Origin of the sequence: Salinimicrobium marinum (assembly GCF_014651535.1) — a bacterium.
Classification (GTDB): Bacteria; Bacteroidota; Bacteroidia; order Flavobacteriales; family Flavobacteriaceae; genus Salinimicrobium; species Salinimicrobium marinum.
The window spans coordinates 101840-114638 of sequence record NZ_BMXB01000008.1 but is presented as its reverse complement, the minus strand read 5'-3'; the positions used below and the strand labels follow the sequence as shown (position 1 = coordinate 114638).

10 protein-coding genes are annotated in these 12799 nt (G+C 40.4%); 6 read left to right on the top strand and 4 right to left on the bottom strand.

From position 1 onward, the window contains the following. The first annotated feature begins 112 nt into the window (after window positions 1-112). The gene (locus IE056_RS11195; RefSeq protein ID WP_189604800.1) at window positions 113-370 is read left to right on the top strand and encodes a YgjV family protein; all 258 of its coding nucleotides are present in this window, start codon (window positions 113-115) and stop codon (window positions 368-370) included. 197 nt (window positions 371-567) lie between these two features. Here IE056_RS11195 and IE056_RS11190 read toward each other — a convergent pair whose 3' ends face one another. Beyond that, the gene (locus tag IE056_RS11190; protein WP_189604799.1) at window positions 568-1251 is read right to left on the bottom strand and encodes a cell division ATP-binding protein FtsE; all 684 of its coding nucleotides are present in this window, start codon (window positions 1249-1251) and stop codon (window positions 568-570) included. Window positions 1252-1453: 202 nt separating this feature from the next. On the opposite strand from IE056_RS11190, the gene IE056_RS11185 reads away from it, so the two are divergent. From IE056_RS11185 to IE056_RS11170, 4 genes are all read left to right on the top strand, one after another. After that, window positions 1454-4474 carry a tetratricopeptide repeat protein gene (locus tag IE056_RS11185; protein ID WP_189604798.1) on the top strand — a complete coding sequence of 1007 codons (3021 nt, stop codon included), beginning with the start codon at window positions 1454-1456 and terminating at the stop codon, window positions 4472-4474. A gap of 31 nt (window positions 4475-4505) precedes the next feature. Continuing rightward, window positions 4506-6221, top strand: coding sequence for a porin family protein (locus tag IE056_RS11180; RefSeq protein WP_189604797.1), 1716 nt, complete (start codon window positions 4506-4508; stop codon window positions 6219-6221). Window positions 6222-6551: 330 nt separating this feature from the next. Continuing rightward, window positions 6552-7688 (top strand): hypothetical protein, encoded by a 1137-nt coding sequence (locus tag IE056_RS11175; RefSeq protein WP_189604796.1) that lies wholly within the window; start codon window positions 6552-6554, stop codon window positions 7686-7688. A 79-nt stretch (window positions 7689-7767) separates the two neighbouring features. After that, window positions 7768-9393, top strand: coding sequence for an amidohydrolase (locus tag IE056_RS11170; RefSeq protein ID WP_189604795.1), 1626 nt, complete (start codon window positions 7768-7770; stop codon window positions 9391-9393). Between the two features lie 95 nt (window positions 9394-9488). On the opposite strand, the gene IE056_RS11165 is transcribed toward IE056_RS11170, so the two are convergent. Together IE056_RS11165 and IE056_RS11160 are read right to left on the bottom strand one after the other, a co-directional pair. Continuing rightward, on the bottom strand, window positions 9489-10253 hold the full coding sequence (locus tag IE056_RS11165; RefSeq protein WP_189604794.1) for a hypothetical protein: 765 nt from the start codon (window positions 10251-10253) through the stop codon (window positions 9489-9491). Between the two features lie 3 nt (window positions 10254-10256). Continuing rightward, window positions 10257-10946, bottom strand: a complete 690-nt coding sequence (locus tag IE056_RS11160; RefSeq protein ID WP_189604844.1) for a class I SAM-dependent methyltransferase — start codon at window positions 10944-10946, stop codon at window positions 10257-10259. 68 nt (window positions 10947-11014) lie between these two features. Between IE056_RS11160 and IE056_RS11155 the strand changes: the two genes are divergently transcribed. Continuing rightward, window positions 11015-11512, top strand: a complete 498-nt coding sequence (locus IE056_RS11155) for a YkgJ family cysteine cluster protein (protein ID WP_189604793.1) — start codon at window positions 11015-11017, stop codon at window positions 11510-11512. Between the two features lie 34 nt (window positions 11513-11546). On the opposite strand, the gene IE056_RS11150 is transcribed toward IE056_RS11155, so the two are convergent. Next, on the bottom strand, window positions 11547-12791 hold the full coding sequence (locus IE056_RS11150; RefSeq protein ID WP_189604792.1) for an exo-beta-N-acetylmuramidase NamZ family protein: 1245 nt from the start codon (window positions 12789-12791) through the stop codon (window positions 11547-11549). Window positions 12792-12799 lie beyond the last annotated feature (8 nt).

Sequence of the window (12799 nt, the reverse complement as noted above, 5' to 3'; positions counted from 1 at the left end):
TTTTAGAAGTAATTATATAAATTAGGCTGTCAAAGATTTGCAAAGTGTTCATACGGGACAAAGATGCAATTTTTGACAGCTTTTTTTTTGAAATAATTTATAATTGATCTTTATGGAACTATTCGGAATATCTTATGTTGAATGGATTGGATATGCAGCTTCTTTTTTTCTGCTGCTCTCCTTTATGATGAGAAACATCACCACCCTAAGGTACATTAACAGCCTTGGATGTATTCTTTTCGTCGCCTACGGATTTTTACTGGATGCCTGGCCGGTGGCAGTTACTAACGCTGCAATAGTTTTAATAAATGCCTATTACCTGTTCATTAACCGAAAAGATGAACCTGCCAGGGAGGAGGTGAAAAATTAGAAATTAGACCTCTGATTATTTATAAGAACACGAAAATATTTTTATTCGAATGGGTTTTATGTTAGAAAAGATCTACTGTTTCAGTATTTTTTAAGTGAAGGTTTGGGAATCTTCAAACCGTTTTTCATGCTGAATTTATTTCAGCATCTGTTTATTCAAAGTCAGTTTTTTACTTTTTTCTTCTTTAGAAATTGAGATCATACATTTTTCTGTACCACCTCAAATACTTTTTGTCCGTCGCATTTAAGGGTTTTTGAAGGATACTTCAGAAGCAGTGCATAATCGTGCGTGGCCATAAGAATAGTGTTTCCGTTGTTGCTGATGGCCTGCAGGACTTCCATGACTTCCACAGACGTCTGTGGATCCAGGTTTCCGGTAGGCTCATCTGCCAGGATCAATTCAGGGTCATTGAGCAGGGCGCGGGCAATGGCGATGCGCTGCTGTTCCCCACCCGATAGTTGATATGGATTCTTAAATCCTTTGGTCTTCATTCCCACTTTTCCAAGGACTTCTTCTATCCTGTTGTCCATGGCCTGTTTGTCTTTCCACCCGGTAGCTTTAAGGACGAAAAGCAGGTTGTCCCTTACATTCCGGTCGTTGAGCAGTTTGAAATCCTGAAATACCACCCCCAGCTTCCGGCGTAAAAACGGAATTTCTTTTTCTTTCAGTGAGCGTAGATCGTAATCCACAATGCTCCCTTCACCTTCAGTCAATGGAAGGTCTCCGTAGAGGGTTTTCATGAAGCTACTTTTACCGGTTCCGGTTTTTCCGATGAGATAAACAAATTCCCCTTTTTTGATTTCAATATTGACTTCAGAAAGAATGAGGCTCTCTCTCTGGTAAATTGCAGCGTCTTTTAATCTTAAAACCGTTTGAGACATGAAGATATTTTTTTGTGAGGTAAAAGTAAGAAAGTGAACGTAAATATAATATGTTGTGTTGCCATTCTTACAGAATAAATTTCTGCCGTTAATCCTGCGCGTTTCCTCATTTTACTGTTCCGTATAATATATTCAGCGGGAGAGACGTTTTAAGAGAGAGTTTCTTTTATCTTTGAATCATCAACAAATTTTAAAACTACGAATGATACATAGCAAAACTTTCTTTTTTGTTGTTTTTCTCTTTTTATCCGTTTCGGTTTTTCCACAACAATCTGCTATTCATACCAATGAACTGGTAGATTATAACCGTGCGCTTGAACTTTATAACAATCGCCAGTATTTGGCTTCTCAAAGATTGTTTGAAAAAGTAAAAGACGAGGCAAAGGATGAAAAGATCGAAGCAGACGCAGCTTATTATATTGCAAATGCAGCCATACGGCTTAAGCAACAGGGTGCAGACCAGTTAATGGAAGACTTTGTGGAACGTTACCCCACCAGTACCAAAAGAAATTCGGCCTTTTCTGATGTGGCGAATTACTATTTTGATAACGGAAATTATTCCCTTGCCCGGAGGTGGTATGAAAGGGTAGATCAAAGCAATTTAAGCCGGAAAGAAATCCGGCAGTTTTACTTCAATAACGGATATGCTTATTTCAAGGCCAACCAGTACGATGAAGCCAGAAATTATTTAAGCCGGGTTCAGGATTCTAAGGAATACGGATCACAGGCTACCTATTATCTGGGATTCATGGCATATGAAGGTGATAATTATGAAGAAGCTAATGAGCTTTTTGAGGAAGTGAAAGGCGACACAAGATATCAGGAAGACCTGTCTTACTTCGAAAGTGACATGAACTTCAGAAATGGAAATTTCCAGAATGCTATAGATTCTGCTTTGGAACAACTGCCACGGGCAAACCGTTTGGAGCGATCAGAATTGAATAAGATTATTGGAGAAAGTTATTTCAACTTAGGGGAATACGAAAAAGCCATTCCTTACCTGAAAGAATATAACGGGCAACGTGGGAAATGGGACAATACCGATTATTATCAATTGGGTTATGCCTATTTTCAGCAGGGAGATTTCGAAAATGCCATTTCAGAATTTAATAAAATAATTGAAGGAAATGATGCAGTAGCCCAGAATGCATATTACCATTTAGCTCAATCCTATTTAAAGACCGATAAAAAACAGCAGGCTCTCAATGCCTTCAAAAATGCCGGTGAAATGGATTTTAATGAGGAAATTAAGGCAGATGCTTCTTTAAATTATGCGAAACTGAGCTACGAAATTGGGAACAGCTATGAAAGCGTGCCGCAGGTATTGATGGGGTATTTGGAAGAATATCCTGATTCGCCTGCAAAAGATGAGATTCAGGATCTTTTGATCGATTCCTTTATTACTTCCCGAAACTTTGAAGAGGCAATGCGTTTGCTTCAGGGGAACCGCGATTTCCAGAATAATGTAGTATATCAAAAAGTGGCTTTTTACCGCGGACTTGAATTGTTTGAGGAAGGAGATTTCCGGGGGGCAAATGAAATGTTTGAAAGGTCGTTGAGTGAACGTCGTGATCCTAAATTCACCGCACTTGCAACTTTCTGGAAAGCAGAAAGTGATTTCAATCTCAATAAACATCAGGAAGCATTGATCGGCTACCGTGAATTTTCCGGAATGAGCGGGGCACAGGGTGTTTCTGAAAGAGAAAATCTCGATTACAATATTGGGTATGCCTATTTTAAACAACGCGATTATAACCGCGCCATCGAATATTTTAAAAGGTATGCAGAAAAAACGGCCAATGATAAAACTCGTCGCAATGACGCATATGTGAGATTGGGGGATAGCCATTTCGTGAACAGCAGCTACTGGCCTGCCATGGAAGCTTATAATAAAGCAGTGGAAATGGGAGGGGCAGACAGTGATTATGCAGCTTTCCAAAAAGCAATAAGCTATGGATTTGTAGATAGAAATGACACCAAAATTGATGCGCTTAATCAATTTGCCCGAAGTTTCCCGCGCTCTTCGTATCGTGATGATGCGTTGTATGAATTAGGGAATACTTATGTGGCGATGAACAATACTTCTGAAGGGGTTAATGCCTATGACAGGCTTATTCGTGATGTTCCAGGAAGTTCTTATGTACCAAAAGCTTTACTGAAACAGGGATTGATCTATTACAACAATGACCAGGGGAACAATGCTCTTGAGAAATTGAAAAGAGTGGTAAGTGAATATCCCAATTCTCCTGAAGCTGTTCAGGGAGTTCAAACCGCCCGACTTATTTACATTGATCTTGAAAGGACAGATGAATATGCTACCTGGGTGAAGGATATTGATTTTGTGGAAGTAACCGATGCAGATCTTGATAACACCACTTATGAAGCTGCCGAAAACCAGTATTTACAGAACAATAACGAGCAGGCAATGCGCGGATTTGAAAAGTACCTTTCTTCTTTTCCGAATGGAATTCATGCGGTGAAAAGTAATTTCTACCTCGCTCAGTTATACTTCAGGAATGACAGGAAGCAGGATGCTATTCCACATTATCAATTTGTGATCAACAAGGAACGTACCGAGTTTACCGAGCAGGCGTTGGCTAGTTTATCGCAGATCTATCTTGAAAACAGAAGATATGATGATGCGCTTCCGGTACTTGAAAGATTGGCCAATGAAGCTGAAAATTCTCAAAACAAGATTTTTGCACTTTCCAACCTGATGAAGTCTCATCTTGAACTTGAGAATTTCAGCAAGGCAGAGCAATATGCGCAGCAGGTGTTACAAAATCCGGGGATAGATAGTAAAGTGAAAAATGATGCACAGGTAATCATTGCAAGAGTAGCCATGCAATCGGGCAATGAAGCAAAAGCCAAAGAAGCTTATGCAGAAATTCAGAAAACTGCAACAGGAGAACTGGCGGCAGAAGCACTTTATTACGATGCCTATTTCAAAAACAAAGCAGGAAATTATCAGGCTTCCAATGAGGTAATTCAAAAGCTAACGAAAGAATATTCCAGTTACAAATTATACGGGGTCAAAGGGCTGCAGGTAATGGCCAAGAACTTTTATCAGTTAGGAGATTCTTATCAGGCTACTTACATCCTGGAAAATGTGATAAAGAATTTCTCCAATTTCCCGGGTGAAGTAGAGCAGGCGAGAAAAGAACTGGCACGAATCAAAGCGGAAGAAGCAAAAACCAATGCTTCTGTACAACCCAATAACTAATTATCTATAAAAAAAACTTAAGTCTGGCCATATGCAAAATATTTCAATAAGGAATAGTGTATTCATCATGCTGTTTTTAATCACAGGAGCTGTTTTTTCGCAGGATCTGGGCAGCGAGACAGTCGAGGTTGTTAAACCATATACCCCAAGTGTAAACGATGCTTTTAAAGTAAGGGAAACCCCTTCTATAGCAGATTCTATAAACCTTGAGAAAAAACAGGTGCAGTACAGCATCTTTTCTGTTCCGGTAGCTTCAACTTTTGCGCCCGCTAAAGGACGTGCTACGAATGTGGAACGGGAGCGGCCTGTAGAGATCTATGATAATTATGCCACCTTTGCTGCCGGAAGTTACACCAGTTTACTGGCAGAATTCTACAGCAATCTAGAGGTAAACAGAACCGATAATTTCGGAATTTTCTTTGCTCACAATTCATCGCAGGGAGGAATTGAAGAAGTGAACTTCGACGATAAATACTATGATACCGAATTGGACCTTAATTATACTTCAAGGAAGAGAAATATGTCTTGGAATACTGATTTTGGAGCAGAGCACAGGCTTTTTAACTGGTATGGAGTTCCTGAGGGTTATCGTACTGAAGCGCCTTCAGATCCTCAGCAAAATTATTTTAGCGTGTATGTAGGAGGAGAGCTTAATTTCGATGATTCTTTCTTCGACAGCGCAGAAGCCAAATACCGGTTCACAGGAGACTCCTACAGCACAGCAGAACATCATTTAACAGTAAAACCAGAGCTGGAGATCCCTATTGGAGGCGAGCTGTTCCATACTAACCTCATCCTGGATTATGTGGGAGGTAGCTTTGACCGAAACTTCCTAACGGAAGAAGGAATCAACTACGGATTTTTAAATTTGGGACTTAGCTCCAGCCTGGTAGTGCTTCGGGATGACCTTACTCTTAATCTTGGAGCCGCAGTGTATTACAGTCAGGATTTGGAGAACAGTGACAGCGGAGTCTATTTATATCCGCAGGTAACTGCCAGCTATAGGCTTGCCGGGGAATATCTGGTGGCGTATGCAGGATTAGAGGGAGAACTTAGGCAAAACACCTACTATCAGTTTGCGCAGGAGAATCCTTTTATCTCTCCAACTCTGGAGATTCAGCCGACAGATCAGCAGTACGATCTGTATTTTGGAGGTAAAGGAAAACTTACCAATTCTGTAGGATATAATGTTCGCGCCAAATATAAAACGGAGGATTACAAACCGCTTTTCAGAAGCAATCCTGTAGATGTAAGTGAAAATAATTTGGAAGAGTACAGCTACGGAAATTCATTCGAGGTAGTATATGACAGGGTCAACACGATTTCCGGTTACGGGGAATTGAACGTTGAGGTAAACAGGAATGTAACTTTAGGTCTTAACGGAGAATATTTCATATATGATACCGATGAAGAAGGAGAAGCCTGGAACCTGCCCGATTTTAAAGTTTCTTTACTTGGAGATTTCCAGATTACCGAAAAATTGTATGCAGGAACGAATTTATTCATTGTAGGGGAGCGAAAAGATTATTTTTCTACTAATTCAACAGAACTTACAATCAACTCCAGGGTAGTGAGTCTCGACAGCTATGCGGATCTTAATGTCAACCTTGGTTACCGCTTTAATGAGCAGCTTTCTGCATTTGTAAGGGGAAATAATTTATTAGGCAATAATTACGAACGATGGATGGATTTCCCGGTACTTGGCTTACAGGTAATGGGTGGAATAACCTATAAATTTGATTTTTAAAATAAATTAAGTACTGTAAAAAGTACAGGCTGTTTAAGAACTTTTTATGTTATTTTTGGCGCTTGTGTTGAAGCACTTTAAGATCATAAATTCAGTTTTTAAACAGCTTTTTTTTATGGCTTTTAGGAAAAATTATACTAGGAGTAGTAAGTTTTACGATTTCTTCATTTTTGGCTAACTTCGGGAAATATTGATTTAAAGGTAACTTAACAATTACACAACATTAGATTTTAGAATTCATACGATTAGTTTTTAATATTGCACCCCGGAAATGAGGCCAGAAAATCTCGTTATCTGATGAACGCTTATTCATTTTTACATATAATTTAAATGGCAAAAACCAAGAAGTTTAAACGTACAAAAAGAAACAGGCCTTATTTGAATGTCCTGGATTTTATGGTTCAGGAGAAAACTTTCCTCGCGATCGTTATCATAGGACTGGTGTTGGCAGGAGTGTTAACGGGATATGGGCAGGCAGGAATGTGGCTCGGTTTCTTTTTTGCTGCCTACGCTACGGTAGCTAATGACAGTATCCAGTCTTTGGGAACTTTTATTGAAAGTAATAAAACTAAGAAATGGTGGGTCATGTGGTTGTTTATCGGCTTCATTTTCCTCTCCGTAGTCACCTGGAGTTGGTTTTACTATGATGGGGATGTGACCTATCAGCGTTTACTCAATCCCGATGGAACTACGAAATATCCGCACCCCGAGAATTTCAGCTTTTTCCAGATCATAGCGCCGCTGGTGTTGTTGATCCTTACCCGTATGAAGATGCCGGTATCCACTACCTTCCTTATTTTAAGTGTTTTTAGTGCCGATACCTCCGGGATTACTTCTGTGGTTTGGAAGAGTTGGACAGGTTATATCATGGCCTTTATACTTTCTTTCCTGGTATGGTATTTTTCTTATAACCTGATTAAAAAATACTTCAAAAGCCGGAAATTTAACCAGAGTTGGAACATAGTTCAATGGGTAGTGAGTGGTACCCTTTGGGGAGTTTGGGTGATGCAGGATGGTGCCAACATTGCGGTATTCCTGCCAAGGCAGTTGGACCTTTTTCAGTTCATCATTTTTGCTCTTACTATTTTTATAGGGTTGGGGCTGTTGTTTTACTTAAGGGGTGACAAGATTCAGGAAGTAGTAAGTGAAAAAGCCAGAATATCCGATGTCCGGGCAGCAACTTTGATCGATGCAACCTACGTGATTCTGCTTATCTACAAATTATTCATCAGTACCGTTCCTATGAGTACCACCTGGGTTTTCCTTGGGGTCATAGGGGGACGTGAAATAGCCGTAAGTCTTGCCAGAACCAAGAAAGGTAAAAAACACCGTAAGAGAGCCGGGAAAATGATCTTCCGTGATTTCGCCTACGCTATGATTGGTCTGTTTGTTTCTATAGCCCTTGCTGCAGGCGCAAACCGTGAGATTAGATCTACAATTGTAAATACTGTAACAAGCTGGTTCTAATGCCAAATTCATGATATATTTGAAATGCGCCTTGTATTTAGGGCGCATTTTTTATTTTTACTTCTTAATAAAAACAATAATGAAAAAACTATTATTTATATTTTTCTTCGGAATCTTGTTCTCTTCCTGTGACAATGGGAAAGATGAAATTGACCTTCTTGTGGTAAATGCCAAAGTCTATACGGTAGACGATGGTTTTTCTACTGCTGAAGCCTTTGCGGTTGATGAAGGTAGATTTATAGCTGTTGGAAGTAGTGAAGAACTTCAGGAAAAATATAATGTCCTGCGAACAGTAGATGCCGAAGGAAAAGCTGTTGTTCCCGGGTTTATAGATGCTCACGCGCATTTTTACATGTATGGAATACAACTGCAAACAGTAGATCTTACCGGAACTACCAGTTTTGATGAGGTGGTGGAAAGGATCATAAAATTCCAGGAAGAGAAAAATGCCGATTTCATTACCGGCCGTGGCTGGGATCAAAATGACTGGGAAGTTAAAGAATTTCCTGTGAAGGATACCCTGGATGTGCTTTTTCCCGATACTCCTGTGGCCATTACCAGGATTGACGGTCATGCACTGCTGGCCAATCAGGCAGCGTTGGATGCTGCAAATATCACTGCTGAAAACCCTGTAGAAGGTGGTGACATAGAGGTTAAAAACGGAAAACTGACCGGAATTCTGATTGATAACCCAATGGACCTGATCAACAATGTTGTTCCGGAGCCAACCATCGAAGAACAGGTAACGGCCCTGTTGGATGCTCAGAAAATAGCATTTAAAAATGGACTAACTACAATTAACGATGCCGGTATTGATCGGGAAACGATTGACCTTATTGACAGCCTTCATCAAAACGGTAATCTTGAAATTAGGATCTATGCCATGATTAGTAACACCAATGAGAACCTGGATTACTATCTGGATCGAAAACCATACAAGACAGAAAAGCTCAATGTACGATCGGTAAAATTCTACGGGGACGGTGCCCTGGGTTCCAGGGGAGCCGCTTTGAAGGAACCATACTCAGATCGTCATAATCATTACGGCGCACTTTTGTCTTCAGTAGAAGATTTTAAAAAAACAGCAGCACGTATAGCTGCTTCAGAATACCAAATGAATACACATGCAATTGGAGACTCTGCCAATGTAGTGGTGCTGAAAACCTATGATTCTCTAATTGGAAACGAGGGCGACCGGCGCTGGAAAGTGGAACATTCCCAGATCATTGATGAGGAGGATTTCTCTTATTTCAGTAAAAATATTATTCCTTCTGTGCAGCCTACCCATGCCACCAGTGATATGTACTGGGCGGTCGACCGGTTGGGAGAGGAGCGGGAAAAAGGAGCCTACGCCTATAAAAAACTACTGGACCAGGCTGGGATCATTGCTTTAGGAACCGATTTTCCGGTGGAAGAGGTGAGTCCGTTTATGACTTTTTACGCAGCGGTTGCCAGAAAAGATACCGACAATTATCCTGAAGATGGATACATGAAAGAACAGGCGCTATCGCGGGAAGAAACCTTACGCGGAATGACTATCTGGGCAGCTTACAGCAATTTCGAAGAGGGTGAAAAAGGGAGTATAGAAGCCGGTAAGTTTGCCGATTTTATTATTCTTGACCAAAATATTATGGAAGTCCCCGAAGAACAGATTCCCGGGATCAAAGTCCTTGAAACATATTTAGGAGGAAAGAAGGTATACTAGAGTAAAGCGAAGCTGTTTGAAAAGTGAATATTAATGTCATTCTGTCCCGAAGCATTGGGAGTTTCAGGTTCAAATAAATTTTTAAACGGCTTTTCTTATTTTCCGCCATTCGCTCTAAGGTCATGCCTGCAGCTCTCATCAAAACCTATTGCCTGGCCTTTTTCAATCATTTTCAAAGTTCCGTGTCCAAATTCTACGGTGGCCACCATTAGGCAGCTGGGGACATTGCAATGAGATTTGCTTTCGGTATCCTCATGATCAGATTGTGCCGGGGAACCGTTATCTACGAGTCCGAAAAGATGTCCGAATTCATGCATGATGGTAGTGCTCTCGATTTCACTTTTGGAAATTCCCGAAGTTTCTGAAAGTCTGTGGATGGTTTCCCCGTAAATTACCATGGAAGTGTTTTTGTAGGCCGTTCCCAGGATTAATTTGTTGTCTTTTTGAGAATCACTTTTCCCGTTCAGGAAAAGGAGGTAAACTGAAATTTTATTTCCTGAATTAAAAGAAGTTCGGGTTTCGTCTTCAATTTTCTTTACCTGTTCTATAGAAAAAGGCCCACTACCGGTGGATTGTATTTCTTTGGTCACCAAAGATATTCCGTTGGGCTTATTAATGTGCTCTTCTAAAAAAGATTTAATGTTGTTTAAAGTAGATGGAGAAGGTTCATAGTCTTTAACGTAAGCAACTTCTAGCTTTAAAGAGGTGTATTTTTCGTCACTTAAAAGATCATTGGAGGAAACTCCAAGATTAAGATTGTTGCTGGAGTTATGAAGGTTTTCATCACTGTCTTTTGTACAGCCCGAGACCGTTATAACTAAAATGAATGCAAAAAGGAGCTTTAAAAAATGCTTTGTCATTGCTTATGGAATGAGAGTGAGTTTGGCCAAATAATCATAATGTTCTCCTTCTTTCACCAGCTCACAGTTAAAGTTGTTCTTAGAAGCGGCTAAATATAAGGAATTAAAATCCAGGTACAACCACTCAAAAGTTTCAGAAGATTCATTCCCATAGCTCAGTTTATATTGCAGTTCTCCGTAATATCCGTTGGCTGCATCTACCCAGATGCCGCCGTCTTCGTCTGGATCAAAAAGATAACTGAGGTCAGAAGAATCTATAAGAACCTGTCCTTTTGGGAGCAGTAGATCTTTAAGTCTTCTGAAAAAATCATCAAGTCTGTTTAAACGACCCACGATTCCGGTACCGTTCATTAACAGGAGGACAGTATCATATTTTTCTCCGGAAAGATCTTCAAATGCAATTTTTCGTGCATCTTTAATTCCTCTTAAGCTGCAGATTTCTATCGCACCTGCAGAAGTGTCTATGGCTGTAACTTCCAGTTTTCGTTTCTCCTGAAGGTATAAGGAATGACTTCCGGCGCCGCAACCTACGTCCAGAACCTTTCCGTAGCATCCATCCATGGCCTTTTTTTCCAGTGGAGGCATTTCCTTATATTTCCGGAATAAATAAGGAACCGGAATAACATCGTCATCAAAATCGGGGGAGTGTACTATGATCTCTTCCTCATTCCCATTCATAAAATAAGCTTTCATGGCATTTCCGAAGATATCCGGATTGGTTTTATCGTTGTTCACGCGCTTGTTATTTTTATCTTTGCGGCATGCAGGAAGAAATAGATGGGCTCCCGCAGCGGGCCAAAGATAGGCATAAGGAACATAAAAAGTTTTTTTCAAAGCTTAAAAAGAAGCCGCCCAGGCATCTGGACCGGGAAATGCAGGAAATGCATGAGGAGGAGTTCGAAAGAACCGATTGCCTTAAATGTGCCAATTGCTGTAAAACAACCGGCCCTTTATTTACCAATAAAGATATTGAAAGGATTTCCAAACACTTCCGGCTTAAGCCCCAGCAGTTTATCGAGCAATACTTAAGGATTGATGAAGACAATGATTACGTGCTTCAGGAAGTGCCCTGCACCTTTTTAGGAGCCGATAATTATTGCAGTATATACGAGGTGCGTCCAAAAGCCTGTGCGGAATTCCCCCACACCAACCGCAAGGATTTCCATAAAATTTCCAACCTGACTTTAAAAAATGTAGCAATTTGTCCCGCAGCTTTTAATATTGTGGAAGAAATGAGAAGGAGGGTTCCTGTGAAGTAGAAACGCCCTACTAGGCGTTTCTACTAAGACATTTTTATTCATACATCAAATACTTCTCCCGTACTGCTGCATAATCTTCAAGTCCTTCTTTCCAAGTTTCCCTGATCTCTTCGGCAGACATCCCCACTTCTATTTGTTCCTGAAGCTTCGTGGTCCCGGCTAGTTTTGTAAAAAAAGCATTGAAAAATGCATCTTTTTCTGAGGTGTTCTGGTAAGCTTCGATAAGCCATTCCAGGTTTATTTTATCTAACTTTTCAGAATCTGTAAGATTTCTTCCGTAACATTCTTTTCCGAGGTGTTTGGGTTGTTTTGCGCCCTCATTAGATTCTGGAACATAAGAGAAATCAAATACTTTCTTGTCAAGATAAGGAGATCCAAAAACCTGGAACTGGTTGGAAGTTCCACGGCCGGCATTTACATTGGTGCCTTCAAAGAAGCATAAACTTGGATACAAATTGATGGATGTGGCATTGGGTAAATTTGGAGAGGGCTTTATTGGTAGATCATAAGGCATCTCATGATTGTAATTTTCCATCTCAATCAGCGTAAGATCTGCCTGAATTCCATCTGAAAGAAATTGTTCTCCATTTACCATTTTTGCATATTCTGCAATGGTGAGGCCATGCACAATTGGAATTCTATGCATCCCAACAAAGCTAGTATGTTCACTTTCAAGAATAGGTCCGTCAATGTAGTGTCCGTTTGGATTTGGCCTGTCCATAACAATGATAGGAATATCATTTTCGGCACTGGCTTCCATAACATAATGTAGGGTAGAGATGTACGTGTAGAATCTCGTGCCCACATCCTGAATATCAAATATCAGCACATCGATATCCTTCAGCTGTTCTGCAGATGGTTTTTTGTTGCTTCCGTACAGGGAAACAATTGGGAGTCCAGTTTTAAGGTCTTTTCCATCCTTTATCACCTCGCCGGCATCGGCAGTTCCACGAAATCCGTGTTCGGGTGCAAATACCTTTACTACATTCACTTCGGAAGATAATAAAGAATCTACAAGATGGATCTGGTTGTCCTGAGCATCGGAGTTTCTGTTTATAACGCTTGTTTGATTGCCAACCACCGCAACATTTTTTCCTTCCAGAAGTGGCAGGTACTTTTCGGTACGTTGCACGCCTAGTGTAATGTTTTGAGATTGTTCAGCTTTTGGAGCAGCCTCCTGGGCCATAGCCCTTGTGTTTTCATTTCCCATATTGTTTCCGCAGGAAACTGTGGCAATTAATACGAATATTAATGTACTTTTGAATAATTTAAAAATCATAGGCTACT